The 19,865-nt window shown below is 43.9% G+C and carries 17 protein-coding genes; 2 read left to right on the top strand and 15 right to left on the bottom strand.

The window, feature by feature from the left end; genetic code table 11:
- From G5A70_RS07655 to dapF, 15 genes are all read right to left on the bottom strand, one after another.
- Positions 1-321, bottom strand: coding sequence for a V-type ATP synthase subunit F (locus G5A70_RS07655; protein ID WP_173749069.1), 321 nt, complete (start codon positions 319-321; stop codon positions 1-3).
- On the bottom strand, positions 314-1,291 hold the full coding sequence (locus tag G5A70_RS07650; RefSeq protein WP_173749068.1) for a V0D/AC39 family V-type ATPase subunit: 978 nt from the start codon (positions 1,289-1,291) through the stop codon (positions 314-316). Before G5A70_RS07650 ends, G5A70_RS07655 begins: the two co-directional genes overlap by 8 nt.
- Before the next feature lie 21 nt (positions 1,292-1,312).
- Positions 1,313-1,912 (bottom strand): V-type ATP synthase subunit E, encoded by a 600-nt coding sequence (locus G5A70_RS07645; RefSeq protein WP_173749067.1) that lies wholly within the window; start codon positions 1,910-1,912, stop codon positions 1,313-1,315.
- Positions 1,913-1,952: 40 nt separating this feature from the next.
- Positions 1,953-2,429, bottom strand: coding sequence for a V-type ATP synthase subunit K (locus tag G5A70_RS07640; protein WP_173749066.1), 477 nt, complete (start codon positions 2,427-2,429; stop codon positions 1,953-1,955).
- The gene (locus tag G5A70_RS07635; protein ID WP_173749065.1) at positions 2,426-4,462 is read right to left on the bottom strand and encodes a V-type ATP synthase subunit I; all 2,037 of its coding nucleotides are present in this window, start codon (positions 4,460-4,462) and stop codon (positions 2,426-2,428) included. Before G5A70_RS07635 ends, G5A70_RS07640 begins: the two co-directional genes overlap by 4 nt.
- Before the next feature lie 39 nt (positions 4,463-4,501).
- Positions 4,502-4,810, bottom strand: a complete 309-nt coding sequence (locus G5A70_RS07630; protein ID WP_226853556.1) for a hypothetical protein — start codon at positions 4,808-4,810, stop codon at positions 4,502-4,504.
- Positions 4,811-5,040: 230 nt separating this feature from the next.
- Positions 5,041-6,285: an ABC transporter substrate-binding protein gene (locus G5A70_RS07625; RefSeq protein ID WP_173749064.1), complete on the bottom strand. Its 1,245-nt coding sequence runs from the start codon at positions 6,283-6,285 to the stop codon at positions 5,041-5,043.
- An 85-nt stretch (positions 6,286-6,370) separates the two neighbouring features.
- A complete protein-coding gene (locus G5A70_RS07620; RefSeq protein ID WP_226853554.1) occupies positions 6,371-7,423 on the bottom strand; it encodes an AI-2E family transporter in 1,053 nt (350 codons plus the stop codon).
- 46 nt (positions 7,424-7,469) lie between these two features.
- Positions 7,470-8,144, bottom strand: coding sequence for an RluA family pseudouridine synthase (locus tag G5A70_RS07615; protein ID WP_173749063.1), 675 nt, complete (start codon positions 8,142-8,144; stop codon positions 7,470-7,472).
- Positions 8,145-9,249: 1,105 nt separating this feature from the next.
- Positions 9,250-10,359: a peptidylprolyl isomerase gene (locus G5A70_RS07610; RefSeq protein WP_173749062.1), complete on the bottom strand. Its 1,110-nt coding sequence runs from the start codon at positions 10,357-10,359 to the stop codon at positions 9,250-9,252.
- A gap of 86 nt (positions 10,360-10,445) precedes the next feature.
- Positions 10,446-14,000, bottom strand: a complete 3,555-nt coding sequence (gene mfd / locus G5A70_RS07605; RefSeq protein WP_173749061.1) for a transcription-repair coupling factor — start codon at positions 13,998-14,000, stop codon at positions 10,446-10,448.
- A 4-nt stretch (positions 14,001-14,004) separates the two neighbouring features.
- Positions 14,005-14,595: an aminoacyl-tRNA hydrolase gene (gene pth / locus G5A70_RS07600; RefSeq protein WP_173749060.1), complete on the bottom strand. Its 591-nt coding sequence runs from the start codon at positions 14,593-14,595 to the stop codon at positions 14,005-14,007.
- Positions 14,596-14,605: 10 nt separating this feature from the next.
- Positions 14,606-15,559 carry a GTP-binding protein gene (locus G5A70_RS07595; RefSeq protein ID WP_173749059.1) on the bottom strand — a complete coding sequence of 318 codons (954 nt, stop codon included), beginning with the start codon at positions 15,557-15,559 and terminating at the stop codon, positions 14,606-14,608.
- Between the two features lie 36 nt (positions 15,560-15,595).
- Positions 15,596-16,744, bottom strand: a complete 1,149-nt coding sequence (locus G5A70_RS07590) for a GTP-binding protein (protein ID WP_173749058.1) — start codon at positions 16,742-16,744, stop codon at positions 15,596-15,598.
- A 171-nt stretch (positions 16,745-16,915) separates the two neighbouring features.
- Positions 16,916-17,755, bottom strand: coding sequence for a diaminopimelate epimerase (dapF, locus tag G5A70_RS07585; RefSeq protein WP_173749057.1), 840 nt, complete (start codon positions 17,753-17,755; stop codon positions 16,916-16,918).
- A gap of 135 nt (positions 17,756-17,890) precedes the next feature.
- On the opposite strand from dapF, the gene G5A70_RS07580 reads away from it, so the two are divergent.
- Both G5A70_RS07580 and G5A70_RS07575 read left to right on the top strand, forming a co-directional pair.
- Complete coding sequence (locus G5A70_RS07580) at positions 17,891-18,754, top strand: AraC family transcriptional regulator (RefSeq protein WP_173749056.1); 864 nt, start codon at positions 17,891-17,893, stop codon at positions 18,752-18,754.
- A 53-nt stretch (positions 18,755-18,807) separates the two neighbouring features.
- On the top strand, positions 18,808-19,857 hold the full coding sequence (locus G5A70_RS07575; protein ID WP_173749055.1) for a threonine aldolase family protein: 1,050 nt from the start codon (positions 18,808-18,810) through the stop codon (positions 19,855-19,857).
- Positions 19,858-19,865 lie beyond the last annotated feature (8 nt).

Raw genomic sequence — 19,865 nt, 5'->3', positions numbered from 1 at the left:
CTAATTATTACTGAACAGAATATCAGAACCGACTGCCTGTTCTACAGAGTCTTTCACTCCCTGCACTCCGTCGCCTGTATTTCCGAATACACCGGGAATCCGGATAACAGCGGGCAACAGTCTTTCCTGAAATTTCTCTATTATCTGTCCGCACTCGGCTGCCGCAGCTTCCGTGATATAGACAATTCCATATCCGCTGTCGGCCAGAGCTGCTAATCTTTCTTCTGTTTCCCTGCGGTTTGCCACCGGGAAAATTTCAAGACCCAGTGCGGCAAATCCGTAAATACTGTCGTAATCACCTACCACTGCAATCTTATACATACATTTCCCTTACCCTTTCCCGGATAGCCTCCTCGGAAAAACCATTCTGTTTTCCGGAAAGAATAATCCGCACGGTTTTTATTTCATTCTCCCTTGCCAGCAGGTACGCTACCAGCGGTCCTACGGAAAAGGATTCATATTTCTGGGGCTGCATAGTGCGCATCATACGGTTGTCGCACCATCTCTCAAATGCGGAAGATGATTCTGCAATAGCTGCTGCACCTTCTGCATAAACAGTTCCTGCCAGATAGTCCACAATAGCTTCCATGCTGCTGCATGCCGCCTTTGCCAGACGTTCCACATTCAGCGACTTGCACGGTGCCATTGCACGTTTCATAAATTCTATTGTCTTTGCGGTTTTCTGTGAACGCACAGCAATCTTAATATCCGCAATGGCTACCATAGATTCCGCATAATCCCGGATAATGCTGTCTGTAGCCCGCTCTCCTGCATGGTACACAGCCTCAAGAGCCGCCTTATCCACAATCACATCACACAACTGCCCGTCTCCTGTATGAAGAAGGGTTTCATAAGCTTCCTTTGCCGCGCTCGCCATATATTCAGGAAGTCTGGAAAATTCTTTGCTGCGGATAATATCCAGCATTTCATCCGGTGAAATATTGGTATCCTCATAGTAAATTTTCCGGTTCCTTCCATTCTGGGAAGTGCAGGCTTCTTTAACGGCTGCCTTTAAGTTGTGAAACAGATTGGGATAGGAAAAAACGTCAAACACAGACATATCCACATGCAAATCCCGAATAGTCTCCCACGCCTTTTCCTGCTCACGGTCTAAAATTGCCTCTGCCTTTGCAGGCGTATCTGCGTCTCCCCAGCCCTTTTCCTGCAAAAGCTGAATACATTGCTGCTCTGTACTGCAGGCCAGAAGCTGTTCAATCACTGAAGCGTCAAACAACGCTATTTCCAACGCCCGGATTCGCGCAACCGCATAGGTATATTTCGTACTAGACAAGTCCATTCCTCCTTTTTGCGGTTATGCTTCTAAAAATAATAAACGGTGAACTTTGTCAGAAAGTTCGTCTCTTTTGGAACTGAACATAGCCTCAAAGGTACAGTTTTCTTCAATTCCTCCATATATAAGAACAAATCCGCCGCATACCTTTCTGCTTTCCTTTGAAAGTGTCAGTACGCCGCCTTTCTCTCTTGCTATCGCCTGAATCTCTTCTTCAAAGCCCTGAGGCAGTCTCTTTAAATCTGTGTCAGAAAAACAAATTTCCCCTTCCTGTGCCAGCACAAACTTATGCAGCATTTTTCTGAGAAGGGCAAAATAGGTTTCATCATCTGCGTTCAGCAAGGTTTGATATGCACTGTCCAGCACCTCTTTGATGATTTCCTGTTTTGCTGTAAGGAGTGCTTTTCTTCTCTGTAAATCACAGGAAGAAACAGCACGTTCCTCAACCGCTTTCACCTCTTCTTCTGACTTTTGGGAGATTTCTCTGCACGCAGCTTCTGCCTCTTCTTTTCCCTTTTCCTTCACTGCATTTGCCTGTTTTTCAGCATCTGCAAGGATTTCTCCGGCAGCGGCTTTTGCTTCTTCAAGAATCTGGCTTTTCATTTTTTCTAATCCAGTCATTCTTCTGCTCTCCTTTACGATTTCTGCAATAAAAACTCAATTAAAACTGAAGATTTGTTACAGCCAGAATGGAAATCAGAAGCGCCAGGATTGCATAAGTCTCAACCATTGCAGGGAAAAGCATAGCTTTACCGAACTGTTCCGGTTTCTTAGCAACAATTCCGATGGCTGCTGCAGATGTCTTGCCCTGAGATTTTCCGGAAATCAATCCAACAATACCGATAGGAAGACACGCTGCCAGTACCAGAAGCCCCTGCTGTGGTGTTAATTCCAACATTCCGCCGCCTAAAAGTCCGATTTTAGACAGTGTAATAAATCCAACCAGAAGACCATAAATACCCTGTGTACCCGGCAGAAGCTGCATAATCAATACTTTTGCAAACTTGCTTGGGTCTTCTGAAACAACCCCTGACGCAGCCTGACCTGCAATACCAACTCCGATTGCAGAACCCGCACCTGCTAAAAATACTGCCAATGCTGCACCTAATAATGCATAAACAATTCCTAAATGACTCATAAACTTTTTTCCTCCTTAATATCCACATACTTTGTATTGAACTTAAACGGGTGAAAGGCTTTTCCTCCACCCTCATAAAATTTGCCGAAAAATTCAACAAACTGCAGACGGTTCGTATGAACGTAGGCGCCTAAAATATTAATGGCCATGTTAAAGGTATGTCCGAATACAAAGACTACCAGGAACACAACTACACCTAAAACGCCGTCTCCCATCATACTGCCCATCTGGTTAATAACCGAAGCAATTACACCGGTTGCCAGTCCCAGCGCCAGAAGACGGGAATAAGAAAGCACATCGCTAAGCCAGCCTGTTACATTATAAATATCGTAAGCACCAAGGGCCAGACGAAGCCCGAAGTTCTTACTGGAACGTCCTGACATAAACAGAAGTCCCAACGCACCTGCAATAGCAAGAATCTTTCCTGCGCTTCCCACAAACGGTGGGAAAATGCTGGGGTCTACCTGCGCAATAGAGGCAAAAATAGAACTGGGCAGCAACAGGAGCAGTAATCCGATAAGGAATACATACCACAACACCACATCGCAGAAAAAGTCCAGAACTTTCTTGTCTCTTAAAAGCATATACCCCTTAATGCCCAGTCCCACAAACAAATGAATCAGACCAAATGCCATGGAATACATCAGCATACGCATGGGCTCATTTAAAGGAACAAACCAAAGCGCCTTTACAAGACCGCCTTCCGGAACCTCCACATGGAAAAAGGTTCGTGCCACTACATCTATGGCATCTCCAAAATATCCACCAAAAAGGATACCCCATATTAAAGTAGAAACCCCGCAGTACATAAACATCTTAATGGATTTTTTCAAAGACTGTTCCATACGCGGGAACTTCTTCAGTATCACAAAACAGCCCAGGAACATCACCAGCCCATACGCTGCATCGGACAGCATCAATCCAAAGAAAAACACATAGAAGAAGGACATCAGCATTGTGGGGTCTATTTCTCCCTTTTTTGGAAGACCATAGGACTCCAGAACACCTTCCACGGATTCTGAAAATCCATTGTTTTCCAGAAGCACCGGCATCTCTTCCTCTTCCGGGATTTCCTCTGTCTCAAAGCTTAAATCAAAGTCCGCATTTAATGCTTTTTCCAGCGCGGGTACTGCCTTTGCTGGTACATAACCTTCTGCCAGAAACGTTTTCTTTGACTGGGGAAGTTGTCCCAGTATCTGATATTTCTCGGCTCTTGCCCGGAAATAATCTGAAATCAGTTTGAATTTCTCCCGTTCAGAAGCATAGGAAGCAATTTTATTGCCACATTCTTCCATCTCCTGCTGCAAAACTGTAATTTGCTGCTGCAGGTCTTCTTTTTCCCTGGCCGGAATCTTGCTCATACTCTGAGACGGCCTGGCAAATCCACTCTGCCGAAGAATTTCTTCCACTTTTTCCACATCTTTTTTCAGGCAGACCACCGCAAGATACACCGTATCTCTTTCCGAAGATAAAATAGAAATATCCACTCCGGACACCTCCGGCGCCTGCTCTAAAATCAGACTGTAAATATCTTCCAGTGTCAAGCTTCCTGACATCGAACCAATGAGCACTGCCGCAGTTTCCGTTCCCTGGAAATCTCCGGGAATATCCAGATTCATCCACGGACGCAGGGTCTCTATCTGATTTTCCAGCTTCTGCACATTGGCTTTGCACTCTGCCGTCTGCTTATGCAGTTTGACCACTTGCGCCGCCATATCCAGAACTTCCTTTTCCCTATGGGCAGTTTCAAGATATTTGCTCTTTTCTATCAGGTCTTTGCCTTCCAGACTGGCAAACATGGATACCTTTTCCGGTACATACTCCTGAAGAATATTCAGCGCCGTGTCCGCCAAAGCTGCATTTTTCTCAAATGCGCTCCGATCTTCCTGAGTATTTACTGTCTGAAAACCTTCTTCTTCACTTTCAAATCTGGAGATTTCCATAACACCCATGGACTGAATTTTCTCCAAAATGGCTTTTCTGTCCTTTTTCAGCGCGCAGATACTGACTTTTTGCATCTGCAATACTGCCATATTCGCATCACTCCTTATTTCCTGTTTTTGTTGGCAGTCTTATATCAGACTTTCAATAACAGCCTGTACTGCCTGCTTTTCTTTTTCTTTTGCAGTCCTTTTTATTCCTGCAATTTCCTTTTCTGCCGATTTCAAAGCTTCTGCAAGCCTTCTCTCTCCGGCAGCCTGCGCAGCTTCTCTATTTGCTTTCGCCTTCTCCTGCGCATTCTCAATCATAGTGGCCTTCGCCCGCTCCGTTTCCTGTTTCGCCTGCTGGAGAATCTGCGCGCCCTGACTTTTGGCATTAGCTGCAATCTCCTCCGCTTCCTGTTCAGTTTTCCGGATTTCTTTGATTGTTTCTTCTACCACAGTATCACCACCTTCACATAGTTTGATATTACTATGAATTATGCATTTTGTCAATTTAATAACGAATTTTGTCGTCTCAATCGCCAATATTATAAGTTTCATCCCTGTTTCCAAAAGACAAAAGGAGAGATTGTGTTGATTTTGTACAATCTCTCCTTTTGTCTTTTGTGTGTTTTAACAAATTATCTTGTTAGCAATTCACTTCTTTTATTCACTTTCACATCAGCGCTTTATTCATATAAATAATTAGCGTATTCTTTTGAATCCACATTGGAACTGTCTATCCACTGATAGCCCGTATTGATAAACTTATCATTTGGCAGCCCCATATCAGCCCGGATACCGGCAATAATCGTAGCATATCCCATTCCATAAGCGTTCTGCACAAAGGTTCCAAGCTCTGTTCCGTTTTTCACTGCATTCACCTGCTTTTTACCTGCATCAAATCCCAACACGGTGATTTCTTTCCCGGAAGCTGCTACGACATCCAGAACGTCATTGGCTGCATACTCATTTGTACAATAATAGCCCTTCACTTCCGGATACAAAACCAGAACAGCCTCTGCCATTTCCGACATACTGTTTTCTTCGTTTTCATGAGAAATATTCACAATCTCAATCTCGGGATAGTTCTTTGCAATTTCTTCTGTAAATCCCTTTTCCCTATCCTGACTGCTCTTGGAAGTTTCTGCATGAGCCATAATCGCTACCTGCCCTTTATTTCCAATAGCTTCCGCCATCTTTTTGGCTGCTTCTGCCCCTGCCGCGTAATTATCTGTAGCGCACACTGTATTTACCAGTTCACTTTCCACACCTGAGTCCAAAATCACCACGGGGATTTCATTTCCCATAGCCTCTTCCAGCTGTGCGCCGCAGGATTCCATATCTATGGCTGACAGACATAAAACCGTAGGATTTTCCGCCAGAACTGCGTCAATGGTATTAATCTGGCTTTCCACATCCAGCTCATCTGCAGGTCCTTCAAAGGATAGTTTAACCTTATCATCTCCTTTGTATCCCATTTTTTCATTCAAATCTTTGACTGCAGCTGTCATTCCCTTTTTCACAGTCGCCCAGAAATTGGATTTGGTATTTTTTACCACGACTGCAATATGACTTCCCGGTTCGGGATTTAATTCTTCCAGAGCCGTATAGTCTATGGTCCCGGCGCTTTCTTTCAGCACTTTCATTGTCATATCTTCTGCCATATCACTCTCTTCGCCTGCAGCATCCTGGCCTTCTTCCTCTGTCGGGTTTTCCATTTCACTGCTTTCCGAATTCTTATCCGCTTCTTCTTTTGCCTCTGTATCGCTGTCTTCTGCTTTATCTTCTGTCTTATTTTCTTCTGTCGTCTTATCCTCCGTCTGTGCCTGAACGGTATTTTTCCCATTTTTATCGGATTCAGATTTGCCGCATGCACTGATGCTTCCCATAGTCAGCATGGCACATAAAAACATTACCACTACTTTTTTCATGACTTTACCCGCCTTTTACAACAATTTATCTTTGGATTTAAAAACTACGTTTCCATTATACACGAAAGCCATTATTAGTCCATAGCTATTGCTTTTTGTTTATAAAATTTTTTGAAATTCCGTAGATAAGAAGCGCAGACAGAGGTCCCAGAAGAAAACCGAAACCACCGTACAAAAAAATCCCCAAATATACGGACAGCAGTACCAGCAGGGGCGAAACTCCCATATGATTCCCAATGAGCCTGGGTTCCAGAATCTGTCTTACCACCGCTGTCACCCCATATAAAACCAGAAATCCTACCCCCTGGAAACTGTCCCCCAGAAGCATCTGAAAAATCCCCGCCGGAACCAGAAACAATCCCGTCCCCAAAACCGGAAATGCATCGAGAATCCCCAAGACCAGTCCATAACCCAAAAAGTGTCTGACTTTTAAAATCCAAAGACCACCGATACATAACAGACAGATAACAGCCATAATCTTCAACTGCGCGTGCAGATACTGCCCTACTCCCCGAAATACTTCCTGCACCAGGCGCTTCATGTTCCTGAAAAAGGCCTGTTTTTCCAAGAACCCCCTGATTTTCTCCCGTTCCTGAAGGAATAAAATTGAGGACACAACAGCCACCATCAACATCCCCACGATTATCACACAGCAGCGGACAGATTCCATGGCCGTGTCCATTCCTTTTCCGTCCCGGAGAAAATAATTCCCTATATTTTCTATTTGTCCGCAAAGATACGCGCTGCTTTTCTCTGCTGAAATCCCCGTCATGTGTTCCACACCTTTGCAGCACTGCTCCAGCAAATCCTCTGCGTAATTTTTTATCACGGGATAATACCGCAGACAGTCCCCGATTTTCCCGGTAAGATAATCCGCCCCTGCCAAAAGTCCCCATACTCCCGTACATACAGCCAACAAAATCAACACTCCGCCAATGCCGCTTTCTGTCAAATGCAGAGTTTTTCCAAATTTAGTTTTTGCCATACCATAAGCCACCGGATGTATTATCTCAGCCAGAAGAAAGCCACAAAAAAAGGGGAGCATAACAGGAAAAACATATTTCATTCCCAGAAATACGCCCGCAATTACTCCCACTGTCATTAAAAATTTTTTCCGGTTCATCTTCGGTTCCCCCATACTTTCATTTATCCTGTTATGAATAGTATGAGAAAACAGAACCTTCCTATACTATAGGAAAATTTCCAACCGGTGTTACCTGAAATTCCATTTTTTTCTTTGTTGCCGGATGAAAAAAAGAAAGCTTATACGCGCACAGCGCAATCTGCTGCCACTGGTCCTTTTCCTTTTCTTCAAGGTTATATTTCGTATCTCCAAACAGAGGCATTCCTGCGTAAGCCATCTGTACACGAATCTGATGATGCCGCCCTGTGTGAAGATGAATTTCCACAAGGCTTCCCTCTTCCGTTTCCTTTAAAACGCAATAATCCAGTTCCGCCCTTTTGCTGGACGAAGTTTTCTTTTCCACAACTCTGGAGGTATTTGTTCTGGAGTCTTTTTCCATTTCATTTACCAGACGACCTTTTTTTTCTTCCGGCTTTCCCTGCACATAAGCCAGATATTTCTTCTCCATTTTCCCCTGCTGTATCTGCTGACTGAGGTCTGCTGCGCTTCCTTTATTTTTTGCAAATACAAGGATTCCCTGTACCGGCTGGTCCAGACGGTGGATAACCGCCAGATAGGTTCCCTGCCCTTTGCCTGCAAGATAATTTCTTAAAGCGCTCTCCATATCCATGCAGCCCGGCTTTCTGGTCTGTACCGGAAAACCGGCCGGTTTACAGCATACAACCACATCTTTATCTTCATATAATATATTTTCTTCTATTTTTATAGTATTCATCATAACCCCGTAATTTTGTTTTTTCTTTCTATTTTACCACAGAAATCGAACAACCGCTATATCTTCATCTTTTCAGATATAACGGTTGTTCTAATGTTCTGCGTTATTCAATTTTTTATTCCTTTCTCTCCAAACTTCTAAATTGACATTTACAAGTTAAGAATTTACGTTTTTCCCTTTCCCCTGTCTATAAATTCTATATGAATTTACTGAAAGTTTTCTATCAATCTATCTATGCGGATAATAAAAAGTTTCTGAACAAATAGTTCGGGCTATTTGTTTTCAAAGATTTTCTTTATACATTTCTTTTGAATATAACGTATCTTTTCAGATTCACGGAATACAACAGGTTTATTTCAACGAATACAACTCATTATACTACTTTTTCGCTATACTTTTAAATGATGTATAAATACTTTTCTCTTTTAAAATATATTTCTTTACATATATTTTAAAACCTTCTTATTATTTTTGTGGTAAACATTCAATATGAGGACACCTTTGATATTTACCTGAAACCTTTTCCTTTATCTATATACAGATATGTAAGGATTTTTTCTTTTTATCATCTTTTCAGGTCTTTCTTAGGGGAGTTATGCCTTACCACTCTCATATTGATAATTAGATTCTTCACATCCCATTGGACTGAACCTCCTTACCGTATTCAAAAACCCTTTCACCTTTCCATTACTTTTGTCCTTGGTACTTTTTCATTATTTTTATCACTTATTTTGTATTCTCCGTACACCTAAAGTTTTTTGAATAATGATTCTTCTTTTGTACCTTGTAGCCAACTTTAAAATTGATTTCTCGTTTCAAATTTTAAATTGGATATGAAGTAGTGTTTGTAAGGTGTTTTGTTTTTTGTTGATTTTATAATACACCACTCGCCTGTATTTGTCAATATATTTTTTGTAAAAAGTTTTATTTTTTTATTATTTACTAATGCATTTTATTTAAGCTGTAAATTAATTATATTTTTCAGAATTGTATATTCAATTTTATTTTTTCATGACAGTAACTGCAAAAGAAGCCGTTATACACATTTCTGTGTACAACAGCTTCCCTTTTCCTATAAGTCCTCTGCATCAGACAACCGTTTATGCTACTCTGCTGCCTCTGTATTTGTTTCTCCGTCCTCATTTGTGCTGTCGGTTGTCTCAGGCTGCTTAATAGTATACTGATCATTGTCTGTGAGCTTTACTTTTTTCCACTCTTTCTTATCCACAGTGAACTTGGTCTCTTTTTTCCAGTCTTCCAGTAAGTCACTATAAGTTTCCTGTTTCCGCTGGTTTACAATACTCTCTTTTTCCTGGTCTGTAGCTTCACGATCCAAAACACTGTCCATCCTTACCACATAATAACCGCTCTCGCCTTCTACCACTTCTCCATAAAGAGTGCCGTCTGTCAGGGTCTTTGCAGCCTCTTTCACCTTATCATCCAAAAGACTGTCATCCTCACCGAAAGTAGTATCCACAGCGCTGAGGTTTTCATCCACCTCTTTAGCCAGTGCATCCATATCCGCAGAAGCCACATCCCCGGAGGCTTTGACCTTATCAAGAACAGCCTGGGCCTGGGCTTTCTTCGCCTGTTTTTCCTCATCGGTAATAGGGGTAGTGGTTCCATCCTCATTCAGGGTATCACTGATATCCACTTTACAGTAGGTAATTTTGCTCTGTGCAGCCTCGGAATCTTCCACATTCGTATCCACATCTGCCGTCATTGGCTCATACATACGGTTCTGGTAAGTATACAGTTCCAGAAGTGTTTCCACATCAGACTGTGTAACTGCCAGTTTTTCCAACGTTGCCTTATCATTGGCTTCTGTAAAAGCCTTTGCCGCTGTTTCGATTTCTTCCTGCTCCTCTTCGGAAACAGTCACATTATAGTCTTTTGCATGCTGCTTCAAAAGAATCATACTCTCTAACTGGTCTACCACACTTTCCTTTGTGGTATCTGCATATGTCTTTCCATCGCCTGCATCCTGCTCCCACATTCCTGTTGTACTTCCGCCCATCATAGCATAGTAGGATATCATCTGCGCCTGATTCATACGAAGCATCAGGTTCGCAGTTCCTATGGTTACAGTGTCCTCTCCTCCGGTAATCAGCGGTTTTGTTCCATCTATTTTATCACTGCCGCAGCCTGCAAGCGCTGTCATACTCATAGCGCCCGCCAGAACTGCACATGCAACTCTTTTTGAAAATCTATTCATATGTTCCTCCCTGTGTGCAATATCTTTTTCCATTATAGACGCTTTTTTCGTAGGGAGCAAGGGAATTTTCACGGAAAAATGTGAATTTACTCTGTCTCCTCTGCCACGGATTGGAAATCTTTTAAAATACTGCCCAAAAGTTCCAGCACATCCAGCGTTTCCTTGGGTCTGCGTCCTTTTAAAGAAACCAGAAAATATGGCGTTTCCTCCAGTTTCATCTTGAGGTTATTCTTGTATTTTTGCAGAATAGGCGGGAATCCTGCCGGATTGATTTTGGCCCTCTCAAACATGGAAATCTTTACTTCTTTTCCGGTCTGCTTGATTTCCTTAATGTAAACCCTATGAGCCAACGCTTTCAGGCTTGCAATGGAAAGCAGATTCTGCACTGCTTTGGGCGGCTCTCCAAAACGGTCCATGAGTTCTTCCAGCATATCCTCGTACTCTTCCTCAGATTCAATCCCCGCAATCCGCTTGTAAATATCCAGCTTCTGATATTCATTTGGAATATAAGAAGGGGGAATATAAGCATTTAATTCCAGGTCAATGGCAGTTTCAAAGTCTTCCTGCTTTTTCAGGCCTTTCTCTTCCCGCACTGCTTCTTCCAGCATTTTGCAGTACAAGTCATATCCCACAGCCTGCATATGTCCATGCTGCTCTGCTCCCAGAAGGTTTCCGGCGCCGCGGATTTCCAGATCCCGCATGGCAATTTTAAAGCCGCTGCCCAAATCTGTAAATTCCCGGATAGCATGAAGGCGCTTCTCTGCTACTTCTTTGAGCATTTTATTCTTCCGATACATCAAAAAGGCATAAGCCGTCTTGTTGGAACGCCCCACACGCCCCCGCAGCTGATAAAGCTGGGAAAGCCCCATCTGATCCGCGTCGTGAATAATCATGGTGTTGGCATTGGAAATATCCAGACCTGTTTCGATAATAGTGGTGGAAACCAGAACGTCAATCTCTCCGTTGATAAATCCATACATGATTTTTTCCAGCTGATGCTCATGCATCTGCCCGTGGGCAAAAGCCACATTGGCTTCCGGTACCAGCTTTGCCACCCGGTTTGTCACTTCGTCAATGTCATTGACGCGGTTGTATACATAATACACCTGACCGCCTCTGGCCATTTCCCTGCTGATAGCCTCCCGCACCATTTCCTCATTATACTCCATGACAAAAGTCTGAATCGGCATACGGTCCATGGGAGCCTCTTCCAACACACTCATGTCCCGGATTCCAATAAGACTCATATGCAGCGTCCTGGGAATGGGCGTTGCCGTCAGGGTGAGCACGTCCACATTTTCTTTCATTTTCTTGATTTTTTCTTTGTGGGTGACACCGAAACGCTGTTCCTCGTCAATGATTAAAAGTCCTAAATCTTTGAATTTAATATCCTTGGAAAGCACCCTGTGGGTTCCAATCAGAATATCCACCAGACCTTTCTGCAAATCTGTAATGGTTTTCTTTTGCTGGGCCGGAGTTTTAAACCGGCAAAGCAAATCCACCCGCACAGGAAAATCCTTCATTCTCTGAACAAAGGTATTGTAATGCTGCTGAGCCAGAATGGTGGTGGGTACCAGATAGACTACCTGCTTGCCCTCCTGAACTGCTTTGAAGGCAATACGGATGGCCACTTCCGTTTTTCCGTATCCCACGTCTCCGCAGATTAGACGGTCCATAATCTTTGGACTTTCCATATCTTTTTTTGCAGCTTCAATGGCCAGCAGCTGGTCTTCGGTTTCTTCATAGGGAAACATTTCTTCAAATTCCCGCTGCCAGACGGTATCCGGTTCATACTGAAATCCTGTCTGGGCCTGTCGGGCAGCATACAGTTTCACCAAATCTTTGGCAATATTTTTCACCGCACCCCGGACCTTGGTCTTGGTTTTCTTCCACTCCTGTCCTCCCAGACGGTTGAGCTTGGGTACTTTTGCGTCTGCTCCGGCATATTTCTGCAGCACGTCCAGCTGGTTGGGAAGAATGTACAAAGTCGTATCTCCGGCATACTCGATTTTAATATAATCCTTGGTTACCCGGTCTACGGTAATCTTTTCAATACCCTTATAGACCCCAAGTCCGTGATTTTCGTGCACCACATAGTCGCCAATGCTCAATTCTGCAAAGTTCTGAATTTTTTTACCGCTGTACTCCGTCTTTTTCCGCCGCTTTTTCTTTGCCTGACCGAAAATATCGGACTCTGTAATCATAACAAATTTTACAAGGGGGTATTCAAAGCCCCGGCGCATACGTCCAAAAGCTGTCATAATCTCTCCGGGGGCAATGACCCGGTTCATATCCTCTGTAAAGAAGCTGTTTAATCCCTGTTCCCGCAAGTCTTCTGCCAGACGAGCCGCTCTGGTACGGGAACCGGAAAGCAGCAGAACCTGATAGCCGTTTTTCCCAAATTGTTTCAAGTCCTTTACCAGAAGTTCAAAACTGTTATTATAGGGGCTTACCGACTGGGCGGAAATATGAAACTGCTCCTGAATATCCCATTCTCCCTTTTTTTGCTCAATGGTACAGAGAGACACACCGTTTTTCTTGTTCAGCTTATGAATGGTCTCTTTACAGCTAATGAGCAAATCCGCCTGTCCGGACAATAGATAGCCCTTTTCCAGCCTGTGCTCCATGCTCTCCCGAAATTCCGTTTCCACAGCGTTTCCCTGCTCAGCCAGACGATTGGTTTCGTCCAGAATTACCAGCGTTTCCTCTGTTGTAAAATAGTCAGTAAATGTCACCGCATCTTTATAAAAATACCGCAAAAAATGCTCTGCCACAGAAAAATCTTCAAATTCCTTCAGACAGTCCACAGCCTCGTCCACGCTCTGTTTCAGTCTGGCTCCCTCTTCTGTTAAAAAGGCATCTCGAAACTTTTTCACTGCGGCGGTTTTCTCTTTTTCAATCCGCTCCAGTCCCTCTTTCAGCACCTGGGGACTTAATACAATTTCTGAAGCGGGATAAATCGTAATTTCCTCCAGATTCTCTATGGAACGCTGACTTTCTGCGTCAAAACTACGAATAGAGTCAATCTCGTCTCCCCACAGTTCAATACGCACGGGATTATCCTCTGTAAGCGGAAAAATATCAATGATTCCTCCCCGAAAACAAAATTGTCCGGGGGCCTCTGCCTGGGCGCAGCGCTCATACCCCATACCAAGCAGCTTTTTCTTCAGATTTTCCATATCCAGAGGGCTGTCAGCGCCAAAGTGCAGCGTGTGTTCCTCCAGGACGGAAAGCGGCAGCAGATAATCCATACAGCCGCCCATGCTGGTAATAACCGTCACTCCTTTTTTTTGCAAAAGAGCCGCCAAAACCTTCATCCGCTCTCTGGTCAGCAGATTGCCGTGAATATCTGCCTGAAAGAAAATCAAATCTTTTGCCGGATACAAATATACGTCCCTGTCATAGAGACGGTAATCCTCATATAATTCTTTTGCCTTTAAATCATTCTCAGCGACGATAAGACAGTTCTTCGCGCACGGCCTGCCATCTTTTCTTAAACCTTCTAAAAGCCCATATATCATATGGGCTTTCTGGGATTCCACGCAGCCCGAAAGCTGGAGGATACCTTTATGTTGGGGAATCCGCGCTTTCAGTTCCCCGTATTCGCTGAGTTTTTCCAAGGGCTGCATGAATACTTGCATTTGCTTACTCCTGTGTCTTTTTCTTTTTTCCTGCGCCGTTATAATGATTCATGGCCGCTTCTATCCCCTGTTCCAGAATCATTTCCACGGCATCGGCAGCTTCTTTTATCGCCGCATCTACCACTTCTCTGTCCTTTTCAGAGAATCTGCCCAGCACATGGTCTGCCAAATCCCAACCCTTGGGCTTGGCGCCTACGCCTACCTTTACACGGTAGAAATTCTGTGTGCCCAGCCGGGCAATCATACTTTTGATTCCATTATGTCCGCCTGCGCTGCCTTTTTTACGAATGCGAATCTGCCCCGGCTCTAAATCAATGTCATCGTAAATGACAATGAGTTCCGTCTCCGGGTCCAGTTTATAATAATTCACAAATTCCGCAATGGAATCCCCGCTTAAATTCATGTAGGTCAGGGGTTTGACTGCAAGAACCTTTTCTCCCGCAATTCTTCCCTTTCCGTACATACCTTTATGAGCAATGCCGCTTTCCGGAATATTGTGACGCTCTACAAGTTCGTCTATGGTGTCAAACCCCATGTTGTGACGGGTTTTTTCGTACTGTCTGCCTGGGTTCCCAAGCCCTGCTATTAAAAACATATGAGACTCCTTAGTTAAAATATACCAGTTCCTGTTTCAGAGGTTCTACCGGTTCCACAGACAAGGCGGTCAAAACAGGTCCTTCTTTGTGATAAGATTCTACGTATTCGTAGTCCACAACGGCTGTAACCTTTACCCATTTTCCTGTTTTCAGATGTCTGGCCTCCGGGCTTTTACACACATAACCGATAAAACTGGTGTCATCGGCACAGCAGGTCATGGCCATTCTTCCCGGCACAAACACATCTTTTGCAAATTCTCTGGATTTCAGTACCATTGCGGTAAAGGATACGGTTTTTCCTTCGTAAGTTTCCGGGTGATCCATGGCGTCAACAAACCAGATACCGTAATCCTCATCCATAATTTCGATAACGTCTGCGTCCACGTCAAAGGGCATTTTTTCTGCAAAAATGTCTTCGATTTCGCCTTCCTCATCTTCAAAAATAATCTCTGCACCCTGGTTTACCACTTTCACGCTTCTTCTGAAGGAAGCCAGCGGCATGTCCATGGAGGCGCGATTAAACAATACCATGTCTGCATTCCGCACCATTTCCACGAAAAGAGATTTCATGTTATTCATATATACCTGGAATGTACTGGCATCTACTGTAACGATGTGCTGTACAATACCCCAGTCTTTTGGAAGCTGCATTTCTTCAAATTTGCTGACCTGCCACATACCGTTGTACTCAATGATGACACGTTCCGGGCTGTAAAAGGCATCGTAGGCCACCAGCCTTTCCGGGGTCAGCTCTTCCAGACTGTTCAGCACTTCCACAGAAGTTCTGCTTTTTTTCAGCTGCTTCTCATCAAATTCCACTTCTCCCTCTTCGCAGAGTATCAGAAGGGTTGGGCCGTCTATCTGGAAATAGTCCTGCGCTATGGTAAAATCCAGAAATGTGGATTTGCCGCTTTCCAGGAACCCTGCCATAAAATATATGGGAACTCTGATTTCGTCTTCCATTTTCCTGTCCTTTCTGTTGTTACTGTCTTCTAAATATCAGATTCCGAATAATTCGGCCAGCTTGGCTTCATCAATTTTAGAACCAATCACACAAAGTCTGCCTGTGTAATCCGGGGAACCTGTACGGATATCTGCTTCTCCCGGTACCATATCGAAGTAAATCCAGGCGCCGTCCTGTCCGGCAACCATACCTTTGGCTCTTAAAATCATACCATAGGAAGCATCATTAGAAAGTGTATCCAGAATTTTTTCGATTTCTTCACGGCTAAAGGCTTTTACTGTTTCTCTGCCCCAGCTTGTGAAGACCTCATCCGCATGATGATGTCCGTGGTGATGGTCATGATGGTGGTCATGGCCGCAGCCACACTCTTCATGGGCGTGAGCATGCTCATGGTGGTCATGGTCATGGTTATGACCACAGCCGCATTCTCCGTGGGTGTGGTGATGCTCATGCTCATGGTGAGCATGGTCATGGTGAGCATGGTCATGGCCACATTCACATTCTTCATGGTCATGGTGGTGTTCATGATGACCGCCGCAAACCGGGCAAACTTCCTCTTCCAGCAACTCTTTCTCCAGAGAGCGGTTGTTTTCCATGGTGTCCAGAATCTTTGTACCGGAAAGCTGTTGGATTGGAGTAGTGATAACCGCTGCAGTCTGATTCAGAGAACGAATCATTTCTACGGCTGTCTTTACCTTGTCATCTGTAGCTTTTGATGTATCGGTACGGCTTAAAATTACAGTACCCGCATATTCAATCTGATTGCTGAAGAACTCGCCGAAATTCTTCATGTACATTTTGCACTTTGTCACATCTACAACGGTTGTAAAGCTGTTTAATTTTATGTCAACTTCATTTTCTACCTTCTGAACGGCTTTGATAACATCCGAAAGTTTTCCTACACCGGAAGGTTCAATAATGATTCTGTCCGGGCTGTATTTCTGAATCACTTCTTTCAAAGCCACCCCGAAATCTCCTACCAGAGAACAGCAGATACAGCCGGAATTCATCTCACGGATTTCAATTCCCGCTTCTTTTAAGAAACCGCCGTCAATACCGATTTCTCCAAATTCATTTTCAATCAACACGACCTGTTCGCCTTTGTATGCCTCGCTGAGCAGTTTTTTAATTAAAGTTGTTTTTCCTGCTCCGAGAAAACCGGAAAAAATATCAATTTTTGTCATGTTCCATTTCTCCCTTCTGTTTTTATAGATAAAACATTGCAAAAGGGGACGAAAATCCGTTTCCGCCCCTTGATACCGATTAATATAAAACCTCTCGGTGGTTAGTATAACACAGGTCTAGCAAAAATAGCAAATAAATTCCGCAAAGTTCCCTTTATTCTTTCCATGTTTTTACATGGTAAAGAAATCTTCAAAAAGTTCTATTTTGCAGACTCTTTTCACACTTCCTATCATTTTCACATTCCAGTTCTCATCAATCTGGGTCCAGAGTTTTCCTCCCGGTGTGTGCACCATAACATCCGAACTGATAAGCCCCAGCTTCAATGCTGCGCCTGCAGCCGCACAGCTGCAGGTAGCGGAAGAAAGTGTATAACCTACGCCGCGTTCAAAAATTTCTATCTGAATGTTATTTTTATCCAAAATTTTGACAATCTGGGTGTTTGTTCTCTCCGGAAAATAATCCGCACCTTCGGAATACTTCCCTATACGGCACACCTTTTCTCTGGAAATTTCGTCCGTAATCATAACACAGTGGGGGTTGCCAATGGATACACAGGTGCAGTCATATTCTTCCCCACCAAAGTTAAAGTATTCATGCACAGCCTCCCTTTCCGGTCCGGTAAGCCCCAGTCTGCGGCTGCTGAAGGAAAGCTGTCCCATACTCATCTGAATTCGGTTTCCTTCCCTGTTCAGATAGCGAAGTTCCACTTCACCGCTTTTTGTATATAACAAAAAACGTTCTTTCTGCATAGCACCGGTCACTTTTAGATAATGGGCAAAAATACGGATGGCATTGCCGCCCTGCTCTGCCTCTGAACCATCTGCATTGTAAACCTTCACATACATCTTTTCTCCATCCATATATGGGCCCGCAACAATTCCATCTGCACCAATACCAAAATTTCGATTACAGATTTTGGATATTTTTTCCTGATTCAACGTTTCTTTATTTTTCTGGCAGTCAAAAACCAGATAATCATTCCCCAAACTGTGATATTTATAAAATTCCATAGTTACCTCCGGATACCTTCTCCTTCTATTAGTATATCTTCTCTATATAATTTTAGTGTATCAGACACTTTTGTGTTATAATATCCGTATAGTGTTATAAACATTGCAAATAGTGCTGTTTCACAGGAGGAATTTATGGATACTTATGAAAAATCCGGTTATCTCAAAGAAAATTTTCAATATTTCCATCTGCATACCCGAAAAATGCAGGAGTTTCAATACCATTATCACGATTTTCACAAGGTACTTTTCTTTCTTCGGGGAGATGTAACCTACCACATTGAAGGCCGGATGTTCCGGCTGCTTCCTGGTGATGTAGTGCTGATACCCGCAGGGGAAATTCATAAGCCCGTGCTGAACAGCGCACAGATTTATGAACGCATTATTTTATACCTTTCGCCGGAATTTCTCACCTCTGCCGGCAAAGGGGAGGCGGACTTAAACCGCTGTTTTCATCAGGTAAACGGACATCCCGCAAACGTCATGCGGATTCTTCCCGCCTGGCAAAATGACCTGACCTCTGTGTGCGCCCGACTGGAAGAGGAACTGGCGGCTCCCCCTCTATTCGCCGGACAACTCCGCAGAGAATATCTGGCTGCAGAGCTTCTGATTCTGCTGAACAGAGCCTCCCTGAATCACTGTAGCATTTATCCTGAAAACACCTGCAAAAATGAAAAAATCACATGGATTCTGGATTATATTAACAGCCATCTGGCCTCTCCTTTATCCATTGATGACCTTGCTTCCCGTTTCTTTATCAGCCGCTATCATCTCATGCATTTGTTTAAAGCCTCTACGGGGTACACCATAGGAAATTATATCAGCACCAAACGGCTGCTTTATGCCCGCTCTCTGATTCGCAGCGGCATCTCGGTCACAGACGCCTGCTATGCCAGCGGATTTCAAAACTACTCTACTTTTGCCCGGGCTTACAAGAAGCAGTTTCAGGTAAGTGCGAAAAAGTATCTTTCCGACTGTACTTTTTCTGTCCATAAGTGATTTTCTGTGTTAGAATAAGGATAAAGTTTCACGCAGGAAGAGAGGATTTTATTATGTATAGTTTTCAGAATGATTACAGTGAAGGCGCACACCCAAATATTCTCCGGGCCTTAGAGACGATTAATTATCACCAGAACCATTCCTACGGTCTGGACGCACACTCCGATGCTGCCCGTGACCTAATTCAGGAAGCGTTGGAAGATTACAGCACCGATATTCACTTTATTGCCGGAGGAACTTTGACTAACCTGACCTTTATTTCCCACATTCTGCGCCCTTATGAAGCCGTTATCAGTGCAGAAACCGGTCACATCAATACCCATGAGACAGGCGCCATCGAGGCAACAGGACATAAGGTTTATCCCGTTCTCACAAAAGACGGAAAGCTGACCCCTGATTTAATCCGTCCGGTTCTGGATTTACATGAAAACGAGCACTGGGTAGAACCGCGTCTGGTTTATGTGTCCAACCCCACCGAAGTAGGGACTGTGTATACCAAAGACGAACTGGAAGAATTATACGCTTTCTGCAAACGCCATCAGCTTTATTTCTATATTGACGGCGCACGTCTTGCTGCGGCCCTGGCTGCAGAAGAAATCACTCATCTGACTTTCCCTGACATGCCCAAACTCTGCGATGCCTTCTATATAGGCGGGACAAAAGTCGGAGCCATGTTCGGAGAAGCTCTTGTATTGGTAAACGAAGATTTTAAAGAACATTTCCGGTTTAATATGAAACAGCACGGCGCCATTCTTGCAAAGGGCTGGATGATTGGCGTACAGTTTGAGGAATTATTCAAAGACAGTCTTTATATCCGCCTTGGACAGAGAAGCATTGCGCAAATGCATCCAATAAAAGCCGCTTTTGAAAAAGCGGGGATTCCTCTTCTGTGCGAAGCGCCTACAAACCAGATTTTTCCTGTCTTCCCTGACGAACTGGCAGAACAAATCAGCAAAAAATATCTGACGACCTTCCAGTGCAAACCGGATAAGTCACACACCTGCCTGCGCTTCTGCACTTCCTGGGCCACCAGCGAAGAGGCCGTCAAGGATTTTGTGAAGGATTTTGAAGAAATGGTAAAGATGTATCGTCCAAATAAATGAGAAGATAA

It is taken from the genome of Blautia hansenii, from assembly GCF_013304445.1.
GTDB lineage: Bacteria > Bacillota > Clostridia > Lachnospirales > Lachnospiraceae > Blautia.
Note: the sequence above shows the minus strand (reverse complement) of the source record. Positions and strands in the feature narration are given on the sequence as shown.

What these genes read in the sequence shown, in the direction of transcription:
- G5A70_RS07655 (WP_173749069.1), bottom strand. Translation starts at nt 321, where the DNA reads ATGTATAAGATTGCAGTGGTAGGTGATTACGACAGTATTTACGGATTT.
- G5A70_RS07645 (WP_173749067.1), bottom strand. Translation starts at nt 1,912, where the DNA reads ATGACTGGATTAGAAAAAATGAAAAGCCAGATTCTTGAAGAAGCAAAA.
- G5A70_RS07640 (WP_173749066.1), bottom strand. Translation starts at nt 2,429, where the DNA reads ATGAGTCATTTAGGAATTGTTTATGCATTATTAGGTGCAGCATTGGCA.
- G5A70_RS07635 (WP_173749065.1), bottom strand. Translation starts at nt 4,462, where the DNA reads ATGGCAGTATTGCAGATGCAAAAAGTCAGTATCTGCGCGCTGAAAAAG.
- G5A70_RS07625 (WP_173749064.1), bottom strand. Translation starts at nt 6,285, where the DNA reads ATGAAAAAAGTAGTGGTAATGTTTTTATGTGCCATGCTGACTATGGGA.
- G5A70_RS07620 (WP_226853554.1), bottom strand. Translation starts at nt 7,423, where the DNA reads ATGGGGGAACCGAAGATGAACCGGAAAAAATTTTTAATGACAGTGGGA.
- G5A70_RS07615 (WP_173749063.1), bottom strand. Translation starts at nt 8,144, where the DNA reads ATGAATACTATAAAAATAGAAGAAAATATATTATATGAAGATAAAGAT.
- G5A70_RS07610 (WP_173749062.1), bottom strand. Translation starts at nt 10,359, where the DNA reads ATGAATAGATTTTCAAAAAGAGTTGCATGTGCAGTTCTGGCGGGCGCT.
- mfd (WP_173749061.1), bottom strand. Translation starts at nt 14,000, where the DNA reads ATGCAAGTATTCATGCAGCCCTTGGAAAAACTCAGCGAATACGGGGAA.
- pth (WP_173749060.1), bottom strand. Translation starts at nt 14,595, where the DNA reads ATGTTTTTAATAGCAGGGCTTGGGAACCCAGGCAGACAGTACGAAAAA.
- G5A70_RS07595 (WP_173749059.1), bottom strand. Translation starts at nt 15,559, where the DNA reads ATGGAAGACGAAATCAGAGTTCCCATATATTTTATGGCAGGGTTCCTG.
- G5A70_RS07590 (WP_173749058.1), bottom strand. Translation starts at nt 16,744, where the DNA reads ATGACAAAAATTGATATTTTTTCCGGTTTTCTCGGAGCAGGAAAAACA.
- dapF (WP_173749057.1), bottom strand. Translation starts at nt 17,755, where the DNA reads ATGGAATTTTATAAATATCACAGTTTGGGGAATGATTATCTGGTTTTT.
- G5A70_RS07580 (WP_173749056.1), top strand. Translation starts at nt 17,891, where the DNA reads ATGGATACTTATGAAAAATCCGGTTATCTCAAAGAAAATTTTCAATAT.
- G5A70_RS07575 (WP_173749055.1), top strand. Translation starts at nt 18,808, where the DNA reads ATGTATAGTTTTCAGAATGATTACAGTGAAGGCGCACACCCAAATATT.